The following is a 25,676-nucleotide window of genomic DNA, read 5'->3' on the forward strand; positions in this document are numbered from 1 at the left end:
GGGTCACCGGCGGCGCGGGTCGTTGGCGGCGCCCGCCGCTGACGGCGCGGGTCAGGCCCAGCGGACCTGTTCGTCGGCGGTGGGCGTGCCCGACGTGCGGACGATGAGCGACTTGGGGCGGACCTCGAAGCGCACCTCGCGGGCCTCGCCGATGACGTCGCCGTCGATCTCGACCATCTGCGGGGCGTCGAGCGAGACGAGGATCGACTGGCACCGGTAGCGGTCGAGCTTGGGGTGGTTCTGCCCGCGCTTGGCGAGCACGTGGACCGCGACACCGGCCCACCCGACGATCCCCTTGGGCGTGATCGCGACGACGTCGAGGATGCCGTCGTCGACCTCGGCGTCCGGCATGAGCGTGATGCCGCCGGTGAGGCGGCCGCAGTTGCCGACGACGACGGTGCGGGCGGTGTGCGCGATCGGCTCGCCGCCGTCGATCCGCAGGCGGGTGGCGAAGCGGGCACCGAGGAGGTTCCGGGCGCCCGTCGCGACGTAGGCACCCCAGCCCATCCGGGCCTTGGCGGCCTCGGTGGTCGAGTGCATGATGCTCGCGTCGAGGCCGAGGCCGGCCATGACGAGGAAGGCGTGCTGGTTCGGCGCCGGGTCCGAGCCGTGGGTGTCGTCGGCGCCGACGTCGGGCTCGGTCGGACCGTCGTGGGCCGGGTCGAGCTCCTGCGTCGAGGCCTGCTTGGTGTCGGGGTCCATCGTCAGCCAGCCGACGTCGATGTGGCGGTTGCGCCCGGTGAGCGCGACCTCGATGCCGCCGGCGACGTCGAGCGGGAGCCCGAGGTTGCGGCCCATGAGGTTGCCGGTGCCGGCGGGGATGAGACCCATCGGGGTCGAGGTGCCGGTGAGCACGTGCGCGACCGAGCGGACCGTGCCGTCGCCGCCGATGGCGCACACGAGGTCGACGCCCTCCGCGAGGGCGGCGCGCGCCTGTCCGACACCCGGGTCCTCGAGGGTCGTCTCGCTGATGATCGGCTCGTCCCACTCGCCGTGGGCGAGGACGGTGGCGCGCACGAGCTCGTGGGCGGCCGCGACGTCGACGAACTTCGTCGGGTTGAGGATGACCGCGACGCGCTTCTTCGGCGGCTCCGGGGCGTCGTCCGGGCCCTGCCGGAACGACGAGCGGGCGGGGCGCTTCGGGGAGGCGTGACGCCCCTGCGACCGGCCCCATCCCGTCGCCACGGCGACGAAGAGACCGATGACCAGGAGCAGTCCGAGGATCGCCGCGATCACGGGCCAGGAGTCGGTCACGTCAGGGACCGTACCCCACAGTCACATCACCGGACCCACCATCGCCCGACCGGCCTACCCTGTGGTCATGAGCGAGATCGCGCCCGACGACAAGGACTGGACCTGGACGCTCGAGCGGGCATGCCCCGACTGCGGCTTCGACGCCGCCAGCGTCCCGGCGGCCGACATCGCGGGTCTCGTCACGGCATACACGCGGCCGTGGAGCGACGTGCTCGCGCGACCGGACGCGGCGACGCGACCCGACCCCACGACGTGGTCCCCGCTGGAGTACGCCTGCCACGTCCGCGACGTCTGCGACCTCTTCGCCGCGCGGGTGCAGCTCATGCTCAACGAGGACGGCGCGCGCTTCGCCAACTGGGACCAGGACGTCACCGCGGTCGAGAGCCGGTATGCCGAGCAGTCGCCTCCCGAGGTCGCCGCCGAGATCCCGGCGGCCGCCGCCCGCCTCTCCGGCGCGTATGCCGGCCTGTCCGGTGAGCAGTGGGACCGGCGCGGGCTGCGGTCCAACGGGTCCGAGTTCACCGTGCTCACGCTCGGGCGCTACGCCCTGCACGACCTCGCCCACCACGTCTGGGACGTCAGGGGGTGACCTCGGCCCGGATCTACCTCGCCCTCGGGCTCGCCCTCTTCCTCGCCGTCATCCTTCCGCCGGTCCTCAGCCGCTTCAAGGTCAACGCCCCCATCGTGCTCGTGACCCTCGGGCTCGGTCTCGGACTGCTGCCGGGGTTCCGGGAGCTCGACCTCGACCCCACGTCGCACCAGGTGGCCGTCACCCACATCACCGAGTTCACCGTCCTCGTCTCGCTCATGGGTGTCGGCCTGGCCCTCGACCGACCGCTCCGGCTGCGCAGCGTCGAGTCGTGGCGCACCTGGTCGCCGACCTGGCGCCTGCTGGGCATCGCGATGCCGCTCACCGTCGGTGGCGTCGCGCTCCTGGCGTGGGGCCCGTTGGGGGTGGCGGCACCGGCCGCGCTGCTGCTCGGTGGGGCGCTGGCGCCCACCGACCCGGTGCTCGCCTCCGACGTGCAGGTCGGTGGCCCCAACGAGAGTGAGGACGCGGGCGAGGCCAGGGAGGACTCCGAGGAGATCGACGAGGACGACGAGGTCCGGTTCGCACTGACGAGCGAGGCCGGTCTCAACGACGGGCTCGCCTTCCCGTTCGTGCACGCCGCGATCCTGCTCGTCACCGTGGGCAGCGTCTCGCAGTGGGGGCTGCGCTGGGTCGGGTGGGAGCTCGTCGGCAAGATCGTCCTCGGCGTCGCCGTCGGCATAGTCCTCGGCCGAGCCATCGCCCGCCTGGCCTTCAGGGCTCGCTCGCGCGACCTGCGGTTCGCCGCGAACGGCGAGCCGCTCGTCGCCATCGCCGCACTGCTCGCGACCTACGGCCTGGCCGAGGTCCTCGGCGGCTACGGGTTCCTCGCGGTGTTCTCGTGCGCCATGGCGATCCGCAGCTTCGAGCGCAAGCACTCCTACCACCACGACATGCACGCGGTCATCGAGCGCCTCGAGCGCCTGCTCACCCTCGTCGTGCTGCTCCTGCTCGGGATGGCCCTGACCAACGGGATCCTCGCGAACCTCGACTGGCGCGGCGTCGGCATCTCGCTGTTCCTCCTGCTGGTGCTGCGCCCCCTCGCCGGCCTGGTCTCCTTCCTCGGCCACCCGCACCGGAGCGGGCCGCGCGACTTCGACCGGCGCGAGCGGATCGTCGCTGCGTTCTACGGCGTCCGCGGCGTGGGCTCGCTGTTCTACCTCGCGTATGCCGGCTCGCACGCGGACTTCGCCGAGATCCGGTGGCTGTGGTCGGTCGTGGCGTTCACCGTTCTCGTCTCCGTCTACCTGCACGGCTTCACGGCGCCGCTGGCCATGGACTGGCAGGGGCGGGCCCGGGAGCCCTCGGGCGCCCGCGACTGACCCGGCCGCCCGGCGCCGGTGCTGCACGTCGCGCGACAGGGCGCGCGTCCCGCAGCACGCGCGCCCTGCAGCACCGAGGCCCGTGCGGTCCAGGCCCTGCAGCGGCGCGCACTAGGCTGGCCCGTGTGATCGACCTCAAGCTGCTCCGTGACAATCCCGACCGTGTGCGCGCCTCGCAGCGCGCCAGGGGTGAGGACGAGGGCGTCGTCGACGCCGTCCTCGCCGCCGAGGAGAAGCAGCGCTCCAGCCTCACGGCATACGAGCAGCTGCGCGCCGAGCAGAAGGCGATGGGCAAGCAGGTCGCCCAGGCGCAGGGTGACGAGAAGCAGGCACTGCTCGCCCGCACCAAGGAGGTCGCGGCCCAGGTCAAGGCCAACCAGGCCGCCGCCGAGGAGGCTGCGACCGAGCTCGCGACGCTGACCCGCAGCATCGGCAACGTCATCGAGGACGGTGTCCCCGTCGGCGGTGAGGACGACTACGTCGTGCTCGAGGAGGTCGGCACCAAGCGCGACTTCGCGGCCGAGGGCTTCGAGCCCAAGGACCACCTGGCGCTCGCCGAGGGCCTCGGTGCGCTCGACATGGAGCGCGGGGCCAAGGTGTCGGGCTCGCGCTTCTACTTCCTCAAGGGCGTCGGCGCCCGGCTCGAGATGGCGATGCTCAACCTCGCCATGCAGCGCGCCATCGAGGCCGGCTTCGTCCCGATGATCACCCCGACGCTCGTCAAGGCCGAGGTCATGGCCGGCGCCGGGTTCATCGACCACCACGCCGACGAGGTCTACCGCCTCGAGGCCGACGACCTCTACCTCACCGGCACGAGCGAGGTCGCGCTCGCGGGCTACCACGCCGACGAGATCATCGACCTGTCCAAGGGCCCGGTCCGCTATGCCGGCCAGTCGACCTGCTACCGCCGCGAGGCGGGGAGCTACGGCAAGGACACCCGCGGCATCATCCGCGTGCACCAGTTCAACAAGATCGAGATGTTCGTCTACTGCCGCCCCGAGGAGGCCGCGGAGGAGCACCAGCGGCTGCTCGCCTGGGAGCGCGAGATGCTCGAGCTCATGGAGCTGCCCTACCGCGTCATCGACACGGCGGCCGGCGACCTCGGTGGCCCGGCGGCCCGCAAGTTCGACTGCGAGGCGTGGGTCCCGACCCAGGGTCGGCACCGCGAGCTGACCTCGACGAGCAACTGCACGACCTTCCAGGCCCGTCGCCTCAAGACCCGCTACCGGGTCGAGGGTGGCGGCACTGGTGTGGCCGCCACCCTCAACGGGACGCTCGCCACGACGCGCTGGCTCGTCGCCATCCTGGAGAACCACCAGAAGGCGGACGGCTCCGTCGTCGTCCCTGAGGCGCTGCGTCCGTTCATCGGTCTCGACGTCCTCACCCCTGTCTGAGGCGTCGAGCTCTGCCCTCCTCTCGCCGAGGACTCACGTGCACGTCGTGGGGCTGGTGGGGCTGCTCGGGAGGTCGGTGGGCGACCTCGACCGGCTCGCTCCGCAGTGACGCGTGGGCAAGCTCCGTAGCACCCGTGGACGGGCGCAGTGGCTCCACGCGACCAGTCCTACCACCCGTTCGGACCGGCCCGGGTGGGTTTGGCGAAAAACCCTCCCTCCGGAGGCGGATCCGGTGCTCGCGCCTCCGTCCCTAGGCTGAGCCGTATGCCGTCCGCCCGCCGCTCGCTGCCGACCGCCGTCGGTGACTTCTTCGCCGTCGACGACGACTGGGAGCGTCCGGCGGCGCCGATCGAGCGCCGGGACTGGCTCGTCGGCATCGGCCTCTCGGTCGTCGGCGTGCTCTTCCTCGAGCTCTCCCGCAGCGTCACCGACATCCACGCCGGTGGCCAGCCGCGATGGGTGCAGTGGGTCGCGATCGTCAGCGGTGCGATGCTCGTGGTCTGGCGGCGCCAGCACCCGGTGCTCGTCGGGGTCCTCGCCGCCGCCCACATGTTCCTCGTCGGCGTGACCATGCCGATGGTCATGGCCCAAGTCGCGCTCCAGATCGTCTACTTCGTCGCGATCTTCGGCGCCGTGGCCTATGCCCGTCACCGCCGTTCGGCGCTGCTCGTCGTCGCCGGCATCACCGTCTTCATGCTCCTCTGGGTGGCTTGGCAGCTCGCCCTCGGCGACGGGCTCGCCGAGATGACCCGCGAGGTGACGCAGGACGCCGGCGCCGAGGGCGGCGACGGCTGGTTCAGCCCCACCGTGGGCGCGGTCGTCACGGTCCTCGCGATCAACGCCCTCTACTTCGTCGGCGCCATTCTCGTCGGGCAGATCGCCTGGCGTGGGGCCCGGCAACGTGCCCGGCTCGAGGAGCAGGCCGCGACGATCGCCGCCCAGGCCGAGTCGCTGCGCCGCCGCGCCATCGTCGACGAGCGGCTGCGCATCGCCCGAGAGCTCCACGACGTCGTCGGGCACCACGTGGCGGTCATCGGCATCCAGGCAGGTGCCGCACGTCGCGTCATCGACAAACGCCCCGCCGACTCAGTTGCCGCCCTCGCCCGGATCGAGGCGAGCTCACGCGACGCCGTGACCCAGATGCGCAGCCTGCTCGGGACGCTGCGCGACATCGAGGACGCTGCCGACGAGACCGTGGACCCGCGGTCGGGTGACGCACCCACCCGCCGCAGCCCCGAGCCCACGCTCGCGGACCTGCCCGACCTCGTCGCCGCCTGCGACGACGCGGGGGTGCGCACGGCATACCGGCTCGTCGAGACCCACGTCGGCGCGCACGTCGGTGTCGCCCCGCAGATCGGGCTCACGCTCTACCGCGTCGCCCAGGAAGCGCTGGCCAACGTCACCCGGCACTCGACCGCCACCGCGGCCGACGTCGTGACTCGTGTCGTGGACGAGGGTCCGGGACGGGCCTACGCCGAGGTCGAGATCGTCGACAACGGCCGCCCGCGGGTCGGGACGTCCGGGTCCGGCCTCGGGCAGCTCGGCATGAGAGAACGGGCGGCCTCGCTCCACGGGACGGTCGAGATCGGGCCGCGCCGCACGGGTGGCTACCGTGTGCGGGTGCGAGTTCCGTTGGGGGAGAGCGATGTCTGAGGCCGTGCAGGACCCCGAGCGCATCCGGGTGCTCATCGTCGACGACCAGCACCTCGTGCGGTCGGGGTTCACGATGATGCTGTCGGTCGAGGACGACATCGACGTCGTCGGCGACGTCGCGAACGGCGAGCTCGCCGTCGCCGCGGCCCGCGAGCTGCGGCCCGACGTCATCCTCATGGACGTCCAGATGCCCGTCATGGACGGGATCGAGGCGACCCGGATCGTCGTCGAGGCCGACCTCGGGCGGGTCGTCATCCTCACGACGTTCGACCGCGACGACTACCTCTTCGACGCGCTGCGGGCGGGGGCGAGCGGGTTCCTCCTCAAGAACGCCGAACCAGAGCAGCTCGTCGACGCCGTGCGCTCGGTCGCCGGCGGGCACGCGCTGCTCGCGCCGGAGGTGACGACCCGGGTCATCGCCGCGATGGTGTCGCCGTCGAGCGCGTCGAGCGCGTCGGGCCCGACGGGAGCGTCGTCGACGCCCGTCGCCGGCTCCGGCCCGGCCCCACGCACCGCCAACGCTGCCGTCGGGTCACACGAGCAGGTCGCCCGGCTCACCGACCGCGAGCGCGAGGTCCTCGTCCTCATGGCCCAGGGCAAGAGCAACGCCGAGATCGCGCGCGAGCTCTTCCTCGGCGAGGCGACGGTCAAGACCCACGTCTCCAACTGCCTGGCCAAGCTGCACCTGCGCGACCGGGTCCAGGCCGTCGTGTTCGCCTACGAGACCGGGCTCATCCGACCGACGGAGAGCCGACCTCACCCTCGGGGCTGATCCGGCTCTCCTCGCGGGTGCCTAGCGTTGGGGGCATGGCACAGATCGAGGTGACCGGGCTGACTCGCTCCTTCGGCGAGCTCAAGGCCGTCGACGACGTGAGCTTCACCGTCCCCGGGGGGCTGCTCACCGGGTTCGTCGGGGGCAACGGGGCGGGCAAGACGACGACGATGCGGATGGTCATGGGCCTGCTCGCGTCGCACGGGGGAGAGGTCCGGTGGGACGGGCAGCCGATGACCACGGCGATCCGCCGTCGCATCGGCTACATGCCCGAGGAGCGCGGCCTCTATCCGAAGCAGAAGGTGCTCGACCAGCTCGTCTACCTCGGCGAGCTCTCCGGCATGACCGCTGCGGACGCCAGGGCCTCGGTCGCCGAGCACCTCGAGCGGTTCGGGCTGGCCGACCGCGCCGGAGAGCGCGTCGAGAAGCTCTCGCTCGGCAACCAGCAGCGCGTCCAGATCGTCGCCGCCCTCATGACGACGCCGGACGCGCTCATCCTCGACGAGCCGTTCTCGGGCCTCGACCCCAGCGCCGTCGACTCGATGGTCGACCTCCTGCGCGAGCACGCCTCGCGCGGCATCCCGGTGCTCTTCAGCTCGCACCAGCTCGACCTCGTCGAGCGGCTCTGCGACCGCCTCGTCGTCCTCGCGCACGGCCGCGTCGTCGCCACCGGCTCGGTGAGCGAGCTGCGCGGCGCCGGGCCCGAGCTCTACCGGCTCACGTTGGGAGGTGACGCGGGCTGGGTCCGGGACGCGGACGGCATACACGTCCACGACGTCGACGGGAGCACCGCGCTCGTCGAGCCGAGCGACGACGCCGCCCGGCAGGCCCTGCTCCGCGCCGCCCTCGACCGGGGCGACGTCGTCGACTTCGCCCGCCAGATGCCCGCCCTGTCCGAGATCTACCGAGAGGTGACGGCATGACCTCCGCCCCGTGGATGACCGTGGCCCGCCGCGAGATCGTCACCAAGCTCACCGACCGGACCTTCCTGCTCAGCACGTTCGGCCTCGTCCTCATCCTCGCGACGGTCCTCGGCGTGCAGGCGTGGATGGCCGGGAAGACGTCGGAGTATGCCGTCGTCACCAGCTCCAGCGCGGCGCACCAGATGGCCGGGCAGGTCGAGACCGTCGCCGAGAAGTCCGACGACAAGGTGCTCGTGACGCTCGAGCAGGTGTCCGACGACGACGCCGCGCGTGCCGCGGTCGAGGACGAGTCCGCGGACGTCTGGCTCCACGAGGGCGACAACGGCTGGGTCCTCACCGGGCGCGACGACGTGCCCGGCGACCTGCTCGCCTCGGCCCGCACGGCGATCCGCGACGCCACCCTCGACGCCAACGCCACAGCCGCGGGCACGAGCGTCGACGCGCTCACCTCCGGGTCTGAGGTCAGCACGACGTTCCTCGACAAGGACGCCGACCTCGCCGGTGTCGCCAAGGCGGTCGGGTTCGCGCTCGCGCTGCTCTTCTACCTCGCGTCGTTCACGTTCGGGCTCGCCCTTGCCAACAGCGTCGTCGAGGAGAAGGCCAGCCGGATCGTCGAGATCATCACGACCAAGATCGCGGTCCGCCAGCTGCTCGCCGGCAAGGTCGCCGGTAACCTCGCGCTGGCGTTCGCGCAGATGGCGCTGTTCGTCGCGGTCGGGCTCGTCGGGCTGACCTTCACCGACTACGACCGGTTCCTGCCCGCGGTCTCGGGGGCGGTCGGCTGGTTCGTCGTGTTCTTCGTCGTCGGGTTCGGGCTGCTCGCGTGCCTCTGGGCCGTCGCCGGTGCGCTCGCGTCGCGGACCGAGGACGTGCAGACGACCTCGACGCCGCTGACGATGCTCACGATGGGCGTGTTCTTCGCGGCGCTGCTCACGAGCGGGACGACCCAGGTCGTCCTCTCCTTCGTGCCGCCGTTCTCGGCGATCCTCATGCCTATGCGGGTCCTCGACGGGTCCGCGGCGTGGTGGCAGGCGCTCGTCGCGCTGGCGATCCTCGTCGCCACGGCGGCGCTCGTCGTGCGGGTGGCGGCGCGGCTCTACCAGCGCTCGCTGCTCCAGACCCAGGGCCGGCTCAGCCTGCGGCAGGCGTGGTCGACGCCGGAGTGACGCCCCGCGCCGGCGGCGACCCTTCGCTTGCGTCCGCAACCTTGGTCGGGAAGGTGACCACTGCTGCGGACGCACGCCGCCGAGGACGAGGACCGGACGGGATTTGACAAGGTGAGGTCTACCTAACTTAGGTTTGCCTTACTAACCTTGTCGCCGCGCTGCGCGCGTGGCCCGATCCCAGAAGGCTCCATGCTGACACGTCGCTCCCTCGTCGCCGCCGCCGCATCCGGCGTCGCCGCGCTCGCCCTCACCGCCTGCTCGACCGGCCCGTCGAGCGAGGCCTCGGCCGACCCGGCGACGACGAACGCCTCGGCCGTCGACAAGGACGCGTTCCCGACCACCGTCACGCACGCCTTCGGCGAGACGACGATCAGCGCCGAGCCCAAGCGCGTCGCCACCGTCGGCTGGAACGACGCCGACGTCGTCGTCTCGCTCGGGGTCATCCCGGTCGGCGCCACGAAGATCACCTGGGGCGGCAACGCCGACGGCTCGACCGACTGGTTCGACGCGGCCGTGACCAAGCTCGACCCGGCCGCGCAGATCGCCCGCTACGACGACACCGCCGGCATCCCGGTCGAGGAGATCGCAGCAGCCAAGCCCGACCTCATCCTCGGTGTGAACTCGGGGATCACCAAGGATGACTACGACAAGCTCTCCAAGATCGCGCCGACGGTCGCCTACCCGGGCGCCGCCTGGGGCACCTCGTGGGAGGACAGCGTCAAGGTCGTCGGACAGGCCCTGGGCCGCACCACCCTCGCCACCAAGGTCACGGCCGACACCAACAAGGCCATCGACGACGCCGTCGCGAAGTACCCCCAGATCAAGGGCAAGTCGGCCGCGTGGGCCTGGTTCACCCCGACCGACCTCTCGGTCGTCAGCCTCTACACGAGCAGCGACCTGCGTCCCCAGATCCTGCGCCGCTTCGGCATGGTCGACGCCCCGACCGTCACCGCGCTGAGCAAGGGCAACAACCAGTTCAGCGCCAACCTCTCCGCCGAGAAGTCCTCGACCCTGGCCGCCGACGCGCTGATCTTCTACGTCGAGAAGCCCGAGGAGGTCGACACCCTCAAGAAGCACCCGCTGCTCGGCCAGATCCCCGCCCTCAAGAGCAACCACTACGTCGCGAGCGCCGACAACGCGGTCGCCCTGACGATGTCGTCCCCGTCGCCGCTGTCGATGCCGGTCGCGCTCGAGAAGTTCCTGCCCAAGATCGCCTCCGCCGTGGACGGAACCCCGGCCCAGTGAGCGTCCGGGCCACGACTGCGCCCGGTATGCCGTCCCGCCCGGAGCGTGGGACTCGCGCCCACGCTGAGCGTGGGACCCGCCAGCCTGCTGCTCCGGCCCACCTCTCAGGGAAGGTGGGTCGGGGCGGTCGCGTGCCCGTCGCCGTCGTCGTCGCCGGGGGTGTGGTCGCGGTGGCCCTCGCCGTCGCGTTCTCCCTGCTCGTCGGCACCCAGGCGGTCTCCCCGTCGGGCATCGTCAACGCGCTCACCGGCGGTGCCGTGTCGGACCAGGTGCGTGGGATCGCCGACTCGAGGGTCGACCGCACCCTCATCGGGATCGTCGTCGGCGCCGCCGTCGGTGTGTGCGGCGTCGTCCTCCAGGGGCTGACGCGCAACCCGCTCGCCGAGCCCGGGATCCTCGGGATCAACTCCGGTGCCGCGCTGGCCGTCGTCGTCGGGATCAAGGTCTTCGCGATCTCGGGCGTGGCTGGCTACGTCTGGTTCGCCCTCGCCGGAGCGGTGCTCACCGCCGTCATCGTCCAGCTGCTCGCCCTGCTCGCGCCGGTGCGCGCCCAGCCGGTGACGATGGCGCTGGCCGGTGCCGCGGTCATGGCGACCTCGACCAGCCTCGTCGGCGCCATCCTCGTCTCCGACCAGGGGGCGCTCGACGTCTTCCGGTTCTGGCAGGTCGGGTCGGTCGCCGGCCGCGACGCCTCGATCGTCCTCGACGTCGCGCCGTTGCTCGTCGTGGGCTTCGTCCTCGCCCTGTCGTCCGGCTCGGTCCTCAACACCGTCGCGCTCGGCGACGACCTCGCCCGCGGGCTCGGCCAGCGCGTCCTGCTGCACCGGCTCCTCGCCGCGACCGGCGCGATCCTGCTCGCCGCCTCGGCCACCGCACTCGCCGGGCCCATCGCGTTCGTCGGCCTCGTCGTGCCGCACGTCGTGCGCGCCGTCGTCGGCCCCGACCACCGCCGCATCCTGCTCGGCGCGCTCTTCGCCGGGCCCGTCCTCGTCGTCGTCGCCGACACCCTCGGTCGGGTCGTCGCGGCGCCGAGCGAGGTCCAGGCCGGGATCATCTGCGCCGTCGTCGGTGCCCCCTTCCTCGTCGGTCTCGTCCGCCGGATGAACGTCGCATGAGTACGGTCGCACTCGACACGGTCGCCACCCTGCGCGCGGTTCGCCGCCGCGTCCACCGCCGCCAGCGGCTGCTCGTCGTCGCCCTCACGGTGCTCGTCGTCGGTCTCTTCCTCGTGCGAGCGCTCCTCGGCGACTACCGCATCTCGTTCGTGGACGGCATACGGATGGTCTCCGGGACGACGATCCCGGGTGCGTCCTTCATCTTCCTCGAGTCGACGCTGCCGCGGGCCTGCATGTCGGTCCTCGCGGGGGCGGCGTTCGCGTCGGCGGGCGCGGCGTACCAGTCGATGCTGCGCAACCCGCTCGCCAGCCCGGACGTCCTCGGGATCAACCTCGGTGCGAGCGCGGCCGCCGTCTTCAGCGTCGTGCTCCTCGGCTGGTCCGGCACCCCGGTCGCGCTCGTCGCCTTCTCCGGTGCCGTGGCCGTCGCGCTGGCCATCCACGGGTTCGCCGGGCGGGGTGGCGCCGCGACCGGACGGATGATCCTCGTCGGTGTCGGGCTCGCCGCGGTGCTCAGCTCGGTCGTGCACTGGGTGCTCCTGCGTGCCGACATCTACCGCGCGCAGGACGCCCTCGTCTGGCTCACCGGCAGCCTCGGCTCGGTGTCGTGGGACGAGATCGTCCGGCTCGGCGTCGTCGTCGCGATCGCCCTGCCGCTGCTCACCGTCGTCACTCGCCAGCTCGGCGTCCTCGGCCTCGGCGACGACCTCGCCGCCGGTCTCGGCGTGCGGGCCCACCGGCTGCGCGGCCTCGTCACGGCCCTCGTCGTGCTGCTCACCGCGTCCGCGACGGCGGCGTGCGGCCCGATCGCGTTCGTCGGCTTCCTCAGCGGCCCGATCGCGCGGCGGCTCACCGGTGGTCGCACCTCGGTGCCCGCCGCCGCCCTCGTCGGGGCGGCCATGGTGCTCGCGGCCGACTACGTCAGTGCGTATGCCGTGCCCGGAACCGCCTTCCCCGTCGGCGTCGTCACCGGGCTCGCCGGCGCCCCCGTCCTCGTGTGGCTGCTCGTCGCCGGCCGCCGGTCGATCGCCCGGAGATGAGTGCACCCATGACCGCCACCCTGTCCGCCACCTCGTCCGCCACCCTTTCCGCCGAGTCGCTGAGCCTGGCCTACGACAAGCGGGTCGTCGTCGACGGCCTCGACCTCGACGTGCCCGCCGGCCGCGTCACCGCCATCGTCGGGCCGAACGGCTGCGGCAAGTCCACGCTCCTGCGCGGCCTCTCGCGGCTGCTGTCGCCCCGGGACGGCCAGGTCCTCCTCGACGGCGAGGTCATCGGCGACCTCTCGACCAAGGAGGTCGCGAGGCGGCTGGGCCTGCTCCCGCAGCAGCCGATCGTCCCGGAGGGCATCACCGTCGTCGAGCTCGTCGAGCGCGGCCGCCACCCCCACCACGGGCTGTTCAAGCAGTGGTCGCGTGAGGACGAGTCGGTCGTGGCGGCGGCCCTCGAGATGACCGAGCTCGTCGACCTCGCCGGTGTCCCGGTCGACAGCCTCTCGGGCGGCCAGCGCCAGCGCGCGTGGATCGCCATGGCCCTGGCCCAGCGCACGCCGGTCCTGCTGCTCGACGAGCCCACGTCGTTCCTCGACATCGCCCACCAGATCGACGTCCTCGAGCTCGTGCGCGACCTCAACGCCCGCGAGGGGACGACGGTCGTCATGGTGCTGCACGACCTCGCGATGGCCGCGCGCTACGCCGACCACCTCGTCGCGATGAGCGACGGCGAGATCGTCGCCGAGGGCACCCCCGCCGAGATCGTCACCCCCGACGTCATCGAGTCTGTCTTCGGGATCGCGGCCTCCGTCGTCACCGACCCCACGACCGGCGACCCCGTCGTCATCCCCCACCGCAGGAAGCGAGAGAACGCATGACCGTCCTCGACAAGGTCGCCCTCAAGGCCGCCACCGCCTACGCCCGGCTCACCATGGCCTCACCGATCACTCGCGACGCCGACTCCCAGTTCGAGATGACGGTGGCCGCGGTGAGCGACCTCGGCGGCGGGATGCGCCGGATCACCTTCGTCGCGGACGAGCTCGCCGACTTCCGGAGGGTGGGGGCCGACGAGTACTTCGGCCTCTTCATGCCACGACCCGGCGCCGCGCTGACGATGCCCGAGGACGGTCGCGAGAACGTCCGCGCCGCCATCGCCGACATGCCGGAGGCCGAGCGCCCCGACCTGCGCTGGTACACGATCCGCGCCCACCACAGCCTCAACGCCACCATCGACGTCGACATCGTCACCCACGGCGACTCCGGCCCCGGCTCGGCCTGGGCCTGTGCTGCCACGGCGGGTGACCGTGTCGGGTTCCGCTCCGGGGGCGCGCTCTTCCGCGGGCACGAGTGCGACACCCCCGTGCTGCTCGCCGCCGACGAGACGGCCGTCCCCGCCCTCGCCGCCATCCTCGACGCGCACCCCGAGGTCCTCGACCGGGCCACGATCCACCTCGAGGTGTCCGACCCGGCCGTGCTCACGGCATACGCGTTCGCAGGAGCCGACGTCACGGTGCACCTGCGCACGGACGGCGTCCCCGGCTCGGTCCTGCTGCCCGCGCTGGCGGCCGCCGAGCTCAGCCACCTCGGCTACGCCTGGGTCTGTGGTGAGTCGGGCATGGTCACGCAGGCGCGACGCCACCTCGTGCGCTCCGTCGGGGTCGACCGGCGCAAGGTGCTCTTCTCGGGCTACTGGAAGCTGGGCCAGGAGCGGGGATGACGCAGTGGCTGGATAGGTTGGGCGCATGACGGTCACCCCGCACCTCGTCGCGCTCGACGTCGACGGCACGACGATCAACCACGCCGGCGAGATGTCGCCGGACGTCCGCGACGCCGTGCGTGCCGTCGCCGACGCCGGCCACCACGTCACCATCGCGACCGGCCGTTCCATCGTCGCGACGACCCCGATCCTCGCGGAGCTCGGTCTCACGACCGGGTATGCCGTGTGCTCCAACGGGGCGGTCACGCTCCGCCTCGACCCCGCACTCGAGGGTGGCTTCGAGATCATCGAGGCGGTGACCTTCGACCCCGCCCCGGCCCTCAACCTGCTGCGCGCCGAGCTGCCCGACGCCGTCGTCGCCGTCGAGGACCTCGGCGTCGGCTTCAAGGTGAGTGCGCCGTTCCCCGACGGTGAGCTCCAGGGCGACATCACCGTCGTGCCGTGGGACGAGCTCGTCGCCGACCCCGTCACCCGTGTGACCTTCCGCGACCCCAACGGGACCGCCGAGGACTTCATGGGTCTCGCCGAGCGGATCGGGCTGCACGAGGTCAACTACGCCGTCGGGTTCACCGCATGGCTCGACATCAACCCCGAGGGCGTGAGCAAGGGCTCGGCGCTCGAGATGGTGCGCCGCCACCTCGGCGTCGAGCCGGCCCACACCGTCGCCGTCGGCGACCAGCGCAACGACCTCGAGATGCTCCACTGGGCCGCGCGTGGCGTCGCGATGGGCAACGCGCCCGACGAGGTCAAGGAGATCGCCGACGAGACGACCCTCGACGTCGACGACGACGGGCTCGTCCCCGTGCTCCGCTCCCTGCTGTGACCGCGGGGTCCTGAGGCGCCACGGCGGGGCAGGATGGGGCCATGCCCACCGCACCCCTGCCGCCCGAGGTCGCCGAGCTCTTCGCCCGACCCAACCCCGCCGTCGTCGCCGTGCTGCGGCCCAAGGGCGCACCCATGTCGGTCGCGACCTGGTACCTCGTCGAGGACGACGGCACCGTGCTCCTCAACATGGACGCCGGCCGCGCTCGCCTCGGCTGGATGCGGGAGCGGCCCGAGGTCGCCCTCACCGCGCTCAAGGAGGGCGAGTGGTACACCCACGTGAGCATCCGCGGCCGCGTCGTGCGGTGGGACGACGACCCCGAGCGCGGCCTCGCCGACATCGACCGGCTCTCGGTGCACTACACCGGCAAGCCCTACCGCGTCCGTGACCGCCCTCGGGTGAGCTGCTGGGTCGAGGTGGAGCACTGGCACGGGTGGGGCGAGGCCAAGGCCGACTGAGGGTCACCCACAATGAGCGGTATGCCGTCCCGTCCCGACCTCGAGATCACCTCCGCCGCGAACCCGCGCCTCAAGCAGCTCGTCGCGCTGCGCCGTCGACGTGCGCGTGACGAGGCGGGAGTCACCGTGGTCGAGGGCTTCGAGGAGCTCGGGCTCGCGCTCGACGCGGGCGTGCGGCCGCGCACGCTGTTCTACTCGCCCGAGCTCATGCTCGACGCCGACGAGCAGACGCGGGTGGTCGACGACGTCCGGGCCTCGGGCGTCGAGACGGTGCGGGTGTCGCGGGCGGCGTTCGAGAAGGTCGCCTACCGCGAGGGGCCCGACGGGTTCCTCGCCCTCGTGCCGGCGGTGCGCGCCGGGCTCGCCGACCTCGAGCTCCCCGCAGAGCCGCTGCTCCTCGTCTGCGAGGGTCTCGAGAAGCCGGGCAACCTCGGCGCCATGCTGCGCACCGCGGACGCCGCCGGGGTCGACGCCGTCATCGCCGTCGACCCGGTGACCGACTGGGGCAACCCCAACGTCGTGCGCGGGTCCAAGGGCACGGTGTTCTCCGTCCCCGTCGCGAGCGCCACGCTCGACGCGACGCTGGGCTGGTTGCGGGCGCACGGCATACGCCTCGTCGCGACCACCCCCGACACCGAGACGCTCCACACCGACGCCGACCTCACGGGAGGCGTCGCGATCGCCGTCGGGACCGAGAAGTTCGGGCTCACCGACGAGGCGCTGCGTGCGGCTGACCTGCGGGTACGCATCCCCATGCACGGGAACGTCAACTCGCTCAACGCCTCCGCCGCCGCGGCGATCGTCGTCTACGAGGCCGTGCGGCAGCGGAGTCCGCGCGCCTGACCGGGCCCGAGGATCGGGGTCATGAGGGCCTGTGTCAAGAGCACCCCCGATCGTGTGTCACGATAATCCGCATGCGAGTTGACCATGTTGTCTATGCCGCAGAGAACGACGGCGCACGAGCGACGGCTGCACGCCTGGCCGAGCAGCTCGGAGTCGAGGCCGTCGACGGGGGTGTGCATCCGCGCTTCGGGACGCGCAACGTCATCCTTCCGCTTCTCGGTGACCGTTATCTCGAAGTCGTCGAGGTGCTCGACCACCCCGCGTCCGACAAGGCCCCCTTCGGCCAGGTCGTTCGCGCCCGCTCCGAGTCCGGCGGAGGCTGGCTCGGCTGGGTGCTCAGCGTCGACGACATCACCCAGCAGGAGGCACGCCTCGGGCGTGAGTCCGTCATCGGAAGCCGACACCGCCCCGACGGTGTGGAGCTCCGGTGGAAGCAGCTGGGCGTCAAGGGCCTGATGGCAGACCCGCAGCTCCCGTTCTTCGTCGAGTGGGACGCCGAGGTGCCGCACCCGTCCGGTGTCGGCGAGACCTCGGTCGCGCTCAAGTCGCTCGAGATCGCCGGCGACCCCGACCGCGTGCGCGACTGGGTGGGCGTCGACCAGGACTACGTGCCCGAGGGCATCGACTTCAACTTCGTCTCGCCCAAGGGCAACCCCGGCATCATGTCGGTGACGTTCGAGACCCCCAACGGTCCCGTCACCCTCTGAGCCGCCGCCTCCCGGCACACGACGCAGCGCCCCGCACGGACTCCGGTCCGGCGGGGCGCTGCGCTGTGCGGTGGGGGGCCGGTGCGGGCCGGCGAGGGCGCCGACTCAGGCCAGGTGGTCGACCAGCTGCGGTGCGATCCCGACGTAGGTCGCCGGCGTCATGGCCGCGAGGCGTTCCTCGACGTCGGCCGGCAGGCCCAGGCCGCGCACGAACTCGACGAGCTCGGGCTGGCCGATGCGGCGGCCACGGGTCAGCTCCTTGAGGCGCTCGTAGGGCTCCTCCATGCCGGGGACGCCCTGGGCGCCGAGGGCGCGCATCGCCGACTGGATCGGCTCGCCGAGGACCTCCCAGTTCGAGTCGAGGTCGCGCGCCATCGCCTCGGGCACCGCGTCGAGCCCGGCGAGGCCGCGGGTCGCGTTGTCGAGGGCGAGCAGCGAGTGGCCGAGCGCGACGCCGATGTTGCGCTGCATCGAGGAGTCGGTGAGATCGCGCTGGAGGCGGGACTGCACGAGGGTCGAGGCGAGGACGTCGAGGAGGGCGTTGGACACCTCGAGGTTGGCCTCGGCGTTCTCGAACCGGATCGGGTTGACCTTGTGCGGCATCGTCGACGAGCCGACGGTGCCCTGGCCGCGGACCTGCGCGAAGTAGCCCATCGAGATGTAGGTCCAGACGTCGGTGCACATGTTGTGCAGCACCCGGTTGAAGCGGGCGACGTCGGCGTAGAGCTCGGCCTGCCAGTCGTGGCTCTCGATCTGGGTGGTGAGCGGGTTCCACGTGAGCCCGAGGCCCTCGACGAAGGACTCGCTGACGTCCTCCCAGTCGGCCTCGGGGACGGCGGCGAGGTGCGCGCCGTAGGTGCCGGTGGCGCCGTTGAGCTTGCCGAGGAACTCCGCGTCCTCGACCCGGCGCAGCTGGCGCTGGAGCCGCCACGCGAGCACGGCGAGCTCCTTGCCCAGGGTCGACGGGGTCGCGGGCTGGCCGTGGGTGCGCGAGAGCAGGGGGACCGCGCGCAGGTCCGAGGCCATCGCCGACAGCGCCTCGACGAGGGCGGCGGCGCGGGGGAGCCACACGTCCTCGATGGCGCCCTGCACCATGAGGGCGTAGGACAGGTTGTTGATGTCCTCGCTCGTGCAGCAGAAGTGGATGAGCTCGGCGAGGCCCTTGTCCTCGTCGGCGGGGGCGATCTCGGCGAGCCGCTTCTTGAGGAAGTACTCGACCGCCTTGACGTCGTGCTGGGTGACGCGCTCGGTCTGCGCCATCTCCGCGATCTCGTCGGGCCCGAAGTCGTCGACGATCCGGCGCAGCGCGGCCTTCTCGTCGTCGGTGAGCGAGCGGACGCCGGGCACCACGGACCGGTCGGTGAGGTGGATGAGCCACTCGATCTCGACGTGGATCCGCTGGCGGTTGAGCGCCGGCTCGGAGAGATGGTCGACGAGCGGTGCCACGGCTCCGCGGTAGCGACCGTCGAGGGCGCCGAGCGCGATGGGAGGAGTGACGTCAGCGAGGGAGGCCATGGCCCTCATCCTCCCATCCGTGGCGCGAGAGCCCGCACCGCCTTGGGTCCGTGCTGGCGTCCCGCGCTTGTGCCCCGCGCCCGCCGCGAGCAGGGTGGTGACCATGACCTCCGTGGTGGCCGACATCTCCGTGTCCGTCGACGGCTTCGTCACCGGCCCGAACCCCGGACCCGGCAACGGGCTGGGAGACGGCGCGCAGGGGCTGCACGCCTGGGTGTTCTCGGGCCACGAGGTGGACCGTGCGGTGCTCGAGGAGGCGTCCGCGGCGTCGGGTGCGGTCGTGATGGGTCGCCACCTCTTCGACGTGGTCGACGGACCCGACGGGTGGAACGACGAGATGGGCTACGGCGCCGACGTCGACGCCCGGCCACCGTTCTTCGTCGTGACGAGCAGCGAGCCGCCGGCGGTGCGGCTCGCGGACTCGCACGACTTCACTTTCGTGCTGGAGGGGCCGGCAGCGGCGGTCGAGCTGGCGCGGGCCGCGGCCGGCGGCCGTGACGTCTACGTCATGGGCGGCGGCGAGGTCGTCCGCGGCTGCCTCGATGCCGGCGTCGTCGACCGGCTGGTCCTGCACATCTCGCCGCTGCTCCTCGGCAGTGGCGCACCGCTGTTCGACGGTGCCGTGCCCCGGGCGCTCGTCCAGCGCGACGTCCGGGTCTCGCCGTCCGCCGTCCACGTCACCTGGGAGGTCGACCGCTGACGAGCGCCGGACCGGGGCCCGATCGGCACCCAGACTGGTGCCCCGACCGGCGCCGGGCCGGCTCAGCGCCAGGCGAGCCAGACGAGGGCGAGCGGCAGGACGACGACCGCGACGGCATACAGGTACATCACGGCAACCGTCGGCACCGGGAGCGAGTCCTCCGCGAGCAGGCGCATCCGGGCCGCGGTGGTGCCGTCGCCGGCGGCGCCGAGGGAGGACTCGGGTGCCTGGCCCCGGGCGAGGGTGAGCAGCGCCCGCGCTGTGGCGACGGCCCCTGACGCGCGCACGGCGGAGCGGTCGGCCAGCGCCTCGATGAGGAGCCGCACCTCGCGCAACGCCTCGGGCGAGCGCACCGGGTCGGGGACGGAGTGGTGGAGCACGGTGAAGTACTCGAGGAGCAGGTCGTGCCGGCCACGCAGGTGTGCCCGTTCGTGCGCGAGGACCGCGTCGAGCTCGTCACCGGGCAGCGCCGCGAGGGCACCCTCGGTGAGGACGACCCGCGAGCGTCGCCCCGGCAGGCAGTAGGCCGTCGGGGTCGCGTGGTCGAGCACGCGTATGCCGTCCGCCTGGCTCGCGCTCCCGGGCTCGGCCAGGACGTCGACGAGCTCGCGGTGGCGGGCCCGGGCCGACCTGAGGCGGGTGCCGATGCGGTGGCCGGACAGGAGCAGCCGCCCGAGGACGAGCAGGCTCACGGAGGCGGCGACGCCGAGGACGACCCAGCGTCGGTTCTCGATCCACCAGATCGTGGCGTCGCACGGGTCGAGGCTGCTGCAGGCCAACCACCCGGGGGGACCTCCGCCGAGGTACGGCACGGCAGCGGGTGCGGCGAGCAGGGCGGCCAGCACCGCCGAGAGCGAGACCGCCTGCCACGCCACGAGGGCGGCGCGCGGTGCCCGCCGGAAGCTCACGAGCCGGGCCATCACGCGAGGGGCGACACCGGAGAGCACGACGGCGAGGAGCGCCAGGAGGAGGGCGTACACCTGCGGGGTCCGGCCTCAGCCGCGCCGCTGCTCCACCTCGGAGAGGGCTGCGCGCAGGTCGTCGAGCTCCTCCGAGGTGGCACCGTCGAGGAAGTGCAGCAGGGCGGCCCGCCGGTCGGTGACGTCGTCGAGCGAGGCCCGCATGGTCTCGGCGGTGAGGGTCTCGCGGGTCCCGGCCGGGGTGTAGCGCCAGGCCCGGCCGTCGCGCTCGCGGGTGACGAGGCCCTTCTTACTCAGCCGGTCGAGCACCGTCATCACCGTCGTGTAGGCGAGGCCTCGCTCGCCCGGCAGGGCCTCGAGCACGTCGCGGACGCTGGCGCCGTCGGGCCGGCGTCCGGCGGAGTCCCAGAGCTGCTCCATGACGGAGCGCTCGAGGTCGCCGAGGCGGGGGGCGGAGGTGGGCACGTCGGGGTCCTAGCGGGTGGGGGTGAGGTCGAGGATCTCGTCGAGGGAGTCGAGGCCTTCGGACCGGTGGCTGACGACCACCACGGTACGCCCCGCGAGGGCGGTCGAGACGTCGCGCATCACCGACGTGGCGGTGGGGGAGTCGAGGTGGGCGACCGGCTCGTCGAGCAGGACGACGGGTCGCTGGGAGAGCACCGCCCGGGCGAGGGCGAGCCGTGCGCGCTCCCCGCCGGAGACGCCGCGACCGCCGGCCCCGAGCCCGGTCGCCAGCCCGTCGGGCAGCGCCTCGAACCAGCGGCCGAGCCCTGCGACGTTCAGGGCGTCGACGAGGTCGGTGTCGGTCGCGTCGGGCCTCGCGAGGAGGAGGTTGGCGCGCAGGTCGGTGGCGAACACGTGCGGCTCGTCGTCGACGACGGCGACGAGGTCGCGCACGGCGTCGAGGTCCAGCTCGGTGACGTCGCGCCCGTCGACGGTGTAGCGGCCGGCCACGGGGTCGAGGTGGCGCGCGAGGACGGCGAGGGTCGTCGACTTGCCCGACCCGTTCGCGCCGATGATGCCGACCCGGCGGCCGGGCGGCAGGTCGAGGTCCACCCCGGTGACGTCCGTGCGTCCGTCGACCCACCCGGCGTCGATGCCGGTGAGCCTCAGGTGGGGTGCGCGGCAGGCGAGGAGCCCGGTGCCCCGGCCGGCGACGGCCGGTCGCTGGTCGAGCAGCGCCTCCATCCGCGCCCCGCTCTGCTCGGCGCGGGCACGGGCACGCACGGCGTCGGCCAGGGGGAGCATCGCGTCGGCGAGTGCGGCGGGCACGACGACGAGCAGCGCCATGACCCCCGGCGAGACGTCCGAGCCCAGCGCCACCCGGGCCATGACGAGGGTCGCGAGCCCGGTGAGCGCGAGGACGCCGCCGGTCACGAGGGCACGTCCCCGGCTCTGCCGGCGCAGGGCGCGACCGAGGTCGTCGTGGGCCCGGTCGAGCCGGTCGAGGACGTCGCCCTCGGCGCCGATCGCCCGGAGCTCGGACGTATGCCGTGCCACGAGCTCCGCGGCCCGGCCCACCTCCGCGCGCGCCGCGCCGAGGACCGACTGCGCCGATCGCTCCAGCGCGAGGCCGGCAGCATCCACGACACCGACGAGCAGCACCCAGGCGAGGACGACGAGCGCGGCCGTCGGCACGAGCAGCCCGGTGAGCAGCGTCGTGAACGCCGCGGCGACGAGGGCCGACAGGACCGGGACCCGCACCCGCACGTGGGCCTCGACGACGTCGGTGAGGTCGTCGACCACTCCGGTGAGGACGGCGGACCGGGACCGGCGGCCGAGGCGAGCCGGGGTGAGCGGGACGAGGGCGGCATACACGCGGGTCCGGGCAGCCGCGAGGTCGCCGAGGGCGCTGTCGTGCGAGCGCAGGCGTTCGAGGTGACGGAAGAACGGGCGCGCCATGCCGAACGCGCGGACCCCGACGATCGCGGTGAGCAGCGTGAGGATGACCGGGCGCTCCGAGGCGCGGACGATGAGCCAGCCCGAGGTGGCGGTGAGGGCGACGCCCGAGGTGAGCGCGAGCCCGCCCCAGAGCCCGGCGAGACGGCCGTTCATGCCGGCACCGCCTGCACGAGCGAGCCGGTGAGGTGGACGTGCTCGTCGGCGACGGCGACGAGGTCGGCGGAGTGGGTCACGGCGACGACGCACCGGTCGTCGGCGAGGCGGCGCACCAGGTCGCGCACGAGGTCGGCGGACTCGCCGTCGAGGTGCGCGGTCGGCTCGTCGAGCAGCAGGACGGGGGCGCTCGAGAGCACGGCGCGGGCGAGGGCGAGACGGGTGCGCTGGCCGGCCGAGAGCCCGAACCCGTCGTCGCCCAGCGACGTGTCGAGCCCGTCGGGCAGCCCGGACACGAACCCTGCGAGCCCCACCTGCTCCAGCGCCGACAGCAGGTGCGCGTCGGTGAGCTCGCGGGTGGCGCCGAGCCGCAGCGCCTCGCCGATGCTGCCGTCGGGCAGGAACGGTCGCTGGGTCACGTAGTGCACGGTCGCGGTCGACACCCGCCCTTGCGTCGGCACCCGCAGACCGGCGACGACGTCGAGCAGCGTCGACTTGCCCGCGCCCGACTCGCCGGTGACGACCGTGAGGCCGGGGCCGGCGACGAGCGACACGTCGTCGAGGACGAGCCGGTCCGACCTTGGGTACGCATACGCCACCCGCTCCACCACCACGCCCCGACTGATTGCCCCGCTGGGACCGACTCGCTGGCGCTCGCCCGTCCCAGCGGGGCAATCAGTCGTGCTCGAAGCCGGTGGTGTGAGCTCGGTGAGGATCGCGTCGATGGCGGTGGCGCCGTCGGCGGCAGCGTGGAACTCGGTGCCGACGCGGCGGATCGGCCAGTACGCCTCGGGTGCGAGCAGGATCGCGAGCAGCCCGGCGTGCAGCGTCATCGACCCGTGGGTGAGCCGCAGCCCGACCGTGACGGCGACGATCGCGACCGAGATCGACGCGAGCAGCTCGAGCGCCGACGAGCTGAGGAAGGCCACCTTGAGCGTGCGCATCGTCGCCGCCCGGTGCTGCTGCGAGACGGCGCGCACGACGTCGACCTGGCGCCGGGCCCGGCCGTAGGAGACGAGGGTCGGCAGCCCGCGCATGACGTCGCCGAAGTGGCCCGCCAGCTGCTCGAGCGCCCGCCACCGGCTCATCGTGTCGTCCTGCGTCTCGCGACCGATGAGGGCGGCGAAGAGCGGCAGCAGCGGCAGCGTGACGACGACGACGAGGGCACTCAGCGGGTCGACGACGACGAGCGCGCCGACGGCGAGCACGGGCACGACGGCACCGGCGACGAGCGCGGGGAGGAAGCGCGCGGCATACGGCTCGACCGCGCTCGCACCCTGGACCGCGAGCGTCGACGCGCGCTCCGGGTCGGGACGCCCCTCGACGGGAGCGGTGAGCCACCGCTGGAGCAGGCGACGCCGCAGGACCGAGCTCACCCGGTGCGAGGTGCTCGCTCCGATGCGGTCGACGAGCACGCCGAGCCCGGCCCGCACCACGAACGCGCCGAGGACCCACAGCCCGCTGCGCTGCCACGCGCCACCGGACACGACGTCGGTGACGAGCCGGGCGAGCGCGAACGCCAGCGCGATCGCGGCCACGCCCTGGGCGCCCGCGACGACGGTGAGCGCCGCGACGGGGAGCCGCACCTCGGGTGCCGCGCGCAGCAGCCGCGGGTCGAAGGGTCTCATCGCGTATGCCGTCCGCTCACTTCACGAGCGCGGGTGCGCCGAGGTGGTGGGTCGAGAGCCGGCGGCGGAAGACCCAGTAGGTCCAGGCGGTGTAGCCCAGGACGATGGGCACGAAGCAGAGGGCGGCGATCGTCATGATCTGCAGCGTCATCGTCGAGCTGGCGGCGTTCGCGATGGTGAGGGAGGTGCCGTCCGCGAGCGTCGTCGGCATGACCGCCGGGTGGAGCGCGACGAAGTAGGCCGCGGCGGTGGCCGCCCACGTGAGCGCCGTCCCGCCGAACGCGAGCCCCTCGCGGCCGGCGCGGTTCGCGGCGAGCCCGGCGACGATAGCGGCAGCGGCCACGAGCGCCAGGACCGTGACAGCCAGCCCGCCCTGCGTCGTCACGAGCCAGCCGAGGAGCGCGACGGCGAGGAGGGCCGTGACGGCACCGGACCTGGTCGCGGCCCGGCGGGCGTCCAGCCGCAGCGGCCCGTCGGTCTTGAGCGTGAGGAAGATGGCGCCGTGGGTCACCGACAGGGCCACGAAGACGAGCCCGCCCAGCAGGCTGGGGACGTTGAGCAGGGTCCACAGCGTCCCGACGTACTCGTGGTCGGCGTCCAGGGGGACGCCGCGCACGAGGTTGCTGAGGGCGACGCCGACGAGGAAGGGGGCGGCCACCGAGCCGCCGACGATGGCGGCGTCCCAGCGACGGCGCCAGGTGTCGTCGTCCCGCTTGTGGCGGTAGTCCAGCCCCATGTTGCGGACGATGAGGGCGACGAGCAGGAGCAGCAGCGGCAGGTAGAACGCCGAGAACATCGACGCGTACCACTCCGGGAACGCCGCGAACATCGCCCCGCCGGCGGTGATGAGCCAGACCTCGTTGCCGTCCCAGTGCGGGCCGATCGAGGTGAGCATGACCCGGCGCCGCTGGTCGGACTCCTCGACGGCGCGCCCCACCCGGGCACCACTCCCGCCGAGCACCGGGAGCAGCGCACCGACCCCGAAGTCGAAGCCCTCGAGCACGAGGTAGCCGGTCCAGAGCACTCCGATGAGCAGGAACCAGATGAAGGGGTAGTCCATGTCGAGATCGCCTCTCTCGCAGCGCAGTCGGGAGCAGTCAGTAGGAGAACTGGAGGGGCGCGTCGTGCGTCGACGGCTCCTCCGGCTCGTGGAAGGGCTCGGCACCGTGGGCGACGTAGCGCAGGAAGAGCCGGACCTCGACGACGGCGAGGACGGCATACAGGGCCGTGTAGACGAGCATCGAGATCCAGATCTCGGTCGTGGACACCGACGGCGAGACACCGAAGGCCGTCGTCATGAGGCCGTTGACGAGCCAGGGCTGGCGACCGGTCTCGGTGAAGATCCAGCCGAAGCTGTTGGCGAAGATCGGCAGCAGGGGCGCGGCGACACCGGCCCAGACCCACCAGCGCGACAGGGGCGGGCGCCCGGTGCCGCGGGTCACCCAGAGCAGGAAGGCGGACAGTGCCATCGACGCGAAGCCGAGGCCCATCATGAGCCGGAAGGTCCAGTAGGCCAGCGGCACGTTGGGCGTGTAGTCCTCGTCGGTGGTGATCCGGGCGACGTCGGGGCCGTACTGCCGCTCGATCGAGGCGACGAGCTCGGCGTTGCGGGCCTTGATCTCGTTGATGCCCTCGACCGTGCCGTTCGGGTTGCCGGTCGCCATGAACGCGAGCACCTTGGGCACCTTGATCGCGACGTGCTCCTGCGTCCCGTCGAGCGAGCCGATGGTGAGGATCGAGAAGCCGGCGCCGGCCTCGGTCTCGTAGAGCGCCTCGGCCGCGGCCATCTTCATCGGTTGGACCTCGGTCATGATCTTGCCCTGGACGTCCCCGGTGACGATGACGCCGAGGCTCGCGACGAGGGTGAGGACGGCGCCGAGGCGGG

Annotated in this window: 25 protein-coding genes; 17 read left to right on the plus strand and 8 right to left on the minus strand. The window is 72.7% G+C overall.

The window, feature by feature from the left end; all coding sequences use genetic code 11:
- Positions 1–51: 51 nt before the first annotated feature.
- The gene (locus tag KLO01_RS07445) at positions 52–1,254 is read right to left on the minus strand and encodes a diacylglycerol/lipid kinase family protein (RefSeq protein ID WP_147063740.1); all 1,203 of its coding nucleotides are present in this window, start codon (positions 1,252–1,254) and stop codon (positions 52–54) included.
- Positions 1,255–1,321: 67 nt separating this feature from the next.
- Between KLO01_RS07445 and KLO01_RS07450 the strand changes: the two genes are divergently transcribed.
- From KLO01_RS07450 to KLO01_RS07525, 16 genes are all read left to right on the plus strand, one after another.
- Positions 1,322–1,843, plus strand: a complete 522-nt coding sequence (locus tag KLO01_RS07450; RefSeq protein WP_147063742.1) for a DinB family protein — start codon at positions 1,322–1,324, stop codon at positions 1,841–1,843.
- Positions 1,840–3,165 carry a cation:proton antiporter domain-containing protein gene (locus KLO01_RS07455; RefSeq protein ID WP_186827959.1) on the plus strand — a complete coding sequence of 442 codons (1,326 nt, stop codon included), beginning with the start codon at positions 1,840–1,842 and terminating at the stop codon, positions 3,163–3,165. The genes KLO01_RS07450 and KLO01_RS07455 overlap by 4 nt, the downstream gene beginning before the upstream one ends.
- Positions 3,166–3,290: 125 nt before the next feature.
- Positions 3,291–4,559, plus strand: coding sequence for a serine--tRNA ligase (serS, locus tag KLO01_RS07460; RefSeq protein ID WP_147063744.1), 1,269 nt, complete (start codon positions 3,291–3,293; stop codon positions 4,557–4,559).
- 264 nt (positions 4,560–4,823) lie between these two features.
- Positions 4,824–6,212 (plus strand): sensor histidine kinase, encoded by a 1,389-nt coding sequence (locus KLO01_RS07465; RefSeq protein ID WP_147063746.1) that lies wholly within the window; start codon positions 4,824–4,826, stop codon positions 6,210–6,212.
- Positions 6,205–6,984: a response regulator gene (locus KLO01_RS07470; protein WP_147063747.1), complete on the plus strand. Its 780-nt coding sequence runs from the start codon at positions 6,205–6,207 to the stop codon at positions 6,982–6,984. The genes KLO01_RS07465 and KLO01_RS07470 overlap by 8 nt, the downstream gene beginning before the upstream one ends.
- Positions 6,985–7,019: 35 nt before the next feature.
- Positions 7,020–7,907 carry an ABC transporter ATP-binding protein gene (locus tag KLO01_RS07475; RefSeq protein ID WP_147063749.1) on the plus strand — a complete coding sequence of 296 codons (888 nt, stop codon included), beginning with the start codon at positions 7,020–7,022 and terminating at the stop codon, positions 7,905–7,907.
- Positions 7,904–9,073 (plus strand): ABC transporter permease, encoded by a 1,170-nt coding sequence (locus KLO01_RS07480; protein ID WP_147063751.1) that lies wholly within the window; start codon positions 7,904–7,906, stop codon positions 9,071–9,073. Before KLO01_RS07475 ends, KLO01_RS07480 begins: the two co-directional genes overlap by 4 nt.
- 189 nt (positions 9,074–9,262) lie before the next feature.
- Complete coding sequence (locus tag KLO01_RS07485) at positions 9,263–10,318, plus strand: iron-siderophore ABC transporter substrate-binding protein (protein WP_147063753.1); 1,056 nt, start codon at positions 9,263–9,265, stop codon at positions 10,316–10,318.
- A 131-nt stretch (positions 10,319–10,449) separates the two neighbouring features.
- Entirely contained in the window at positions 10,450–11,433 is a 984-nt protein-coding gene (locus tag KLO01_RS07490) for a FecCD family ABC transporter permease (protein ID WP_246136106.1), read from the plus strand.
- Positions 11,430–12,473: a FecCD family ABC transporter permease gene (locus KLO01_RS07495; RefSeq protein WP_147063757.1), complete on the plus strand. Its 1,044-nt coding sequence runs from the start codon at positions 11,430–11,432 to the stop codon at positions 12,471–12,473. Before KLO01_RS07490 ends, KLO01_RS07495 begins: the two co-directional genes overlap by 4 nt.
- Positions 12,474–12,481: 8 nt before the next feature.
- Entirely contained in the window at positions 12,482–13,303 is an 822-nt protein-coding gene (locus KLO01_RS07500; protein ID WP_147063759.1) for an ABC transporter ATP-binding protein, read from the plus strand.
- Positions 13,300–14,142 (plus strand): siderophore-interacting protein, encoded by an 843-nt coding sequence (locus KLO01_RS07505; protein ID WP_147063762.1) that lies wholly within the window; start codon positions 13,300–13,302, stop codon positions 14,140–14,142. The genes KLO01_RS07500 and KLO01_RS07505 overlap by 4 nt, the downstream gene beginning before the upstream one ends.
- Positions 14,143–14,167: 25 nt before the next feature.
- Positions 14,168–14,965 carry an HAD family hydrolase gene (locus tag KLO01_RS07510; protein ID WP_147063765.1) on the plus strand — a complete coding sequence of 266 codons (798 nt, stop codon included), beginning with the start codon at positions 14,168–14,170 and terminating at the stop codon, positions 14,963–14,965.
- A gap of 41 nt (positions 14,966–15,006) precedes the next feature.
- On the plus strand, positions 15,007–15,423 hold the full coding sequence (locus KLO01_RS07515; RefSeq protein ID WP_147063767.1) for a pyridoxamine 5'-phosphate oxidase family protein: 417 nt from the start codon (positions 15,007–15,009) through the stop codon (positions 15,421–15,423).
- A gap of 21 nt (positions 15,424–15,444) precedes the next feature.
- Complete coding sequence (locus tag KLO01_RS07520) at positions 15,445–16,266, plus strand: RNA methyltransferase (RefSeq protein WP_147063770.1); 822 nt, start codon at positions 15,445–15,447, stop codon at positions 16,264–16,266.
- Between the two features lie 71 nt (positions 16,267–16,337).
- On the plus strand, positions 16,338–16,973 hold the full coding sequence (locus tag KLO01_RS07525) for a VOC family protein (RefSeq protein ID WP_147063772.1): 636 nt from the start codon (positions 16,338–16,340) through the stop codon (positions 16,971–16,973).
- A 105-nt stretch (positions 16,974–17,078) separates the two neighbouring features.
- Here the strand turns inward: KLO01_RS07525 and purB are convergent, their stop codons facing one another.
- Positions 17,079–18,488 carry an adenylosuccinate lyase gene (gene purB / locus KLO01_RS07530; RefSeq protein WP_147063774.1) on the minus strand — a complete coding sequence of 470 codons (1,410 nt, stop codon included), beginning with the start codon at positions 18,486–18,488 and terminating at the stop codon, positions 17,079–17,081.
- Positions 18,489–18,591: 103 nt separating this feature from the next.
- Between purB and KLO01_RS07535 the strand changes: the two genes are divergently transcribed.
- The gene (locus tag KLO01_RS07535; protein WP_147063776.1) at positions 18,592–19,188 is read left to right on the plus strand and encodes a dihydrofolate reductase family protein; all 597 of its coding nucleotides are present in this window, start codon (positions 18,592–18,594) and stop codon (positions 19,186–19,188) included.
- Between the two features lie 62 nt (positions 19,189–19,250).
- On the opposite strand, the gene KLO01_RS07540 is transcribed toward KLO01_RS07535, so the two are convergent.
- From KLO01_RS07540 to KLO01_RS07565, 6 genes are all read right to left on the minus strand, one after another.
- Positions 19,251–20,168 (minus strand): M56 family metallopeptidase, encoded by a 918-nt coding sequence (locus tag KLO01_RS07540; protein WP_246136107.1) that lies wholly within the window; start codon positions 20,166–20,168, stop codon positions 19,251–19,253.
- A 15-nt stretch (positions 20,169–20,183) separates the two neighbouring features.
- On the minus strand, positions 20,184–20,573 hold the full coding sequence (locus KLO01_RS07545) for a BlaI/MecI/CopY family transcriptional regulator (protein WP_147063778.1): 390 nt from the start codon (positions 20,571–20,573) through the stop codon (positions 20,184–20,186).
- Between the two features lie 9 nt (positions 20,574–20,582).
- Positions 20,583–22,163 carry a thiol reductant ABC exporter subunit CydC gene (gene cydC / locus KLO01_RS07550; RefSeq protein WP_147063779.1) on the minus strand — a complete coding sequence of 527 codons (1,581 nt, stop codon included), beginning with the start codon at positions 22,161–22,163 and terminating at the stop codon, positions 20,583–20,585.
- The gene (gene cydD / locus KLO01_RS07555) at positions 22,160–23,791 is read right to left on the minus strand and encodes a thiol reductant ABC exporter subunit CydD (RefSeq protein ID WP_147063781.1); all 1,632 of its coding nucleotides are present in this window, start codon (positions 23,789–23,791) and stop codon (positions 22,160–22,162) included. Before cydD ends, cydC begins: the two co-directional genes overlap by 4 nt.
- A 16-nt stretch (positions 23,792–23,807) precedes the next feature.
- Positions 23,808–24,851, minus strand: coding sequence for a cytochrome d ubiquinol oxidase subunit II (gene cydB, locus KLO01_RS07560; protein WP_147063783.1), 1,044 nt, complete (start codon positions 24,849–24,851; stop codon positions 23,808–23,810).
- Positions 24,852–24,888: 37 nt separating this feature from the next.
- Positions 24,889–25,676: cytochrome ubiquinol oxidase subunit I (locus KLO01_RS07565; protein WP_147063785.1), on the minus strand; the 788-nt coding region annotated here is incomplete at its 5' end.

The organism is Knoellia locipacati, assembly GCF_007992835.1.
Classification (GTDB): domain Bacteria; phylum Actinomycetota; class Actinomycetes; order Actinomycetales; family Dermatophilaceae; genus Knoellia; species Knoellia locipacati.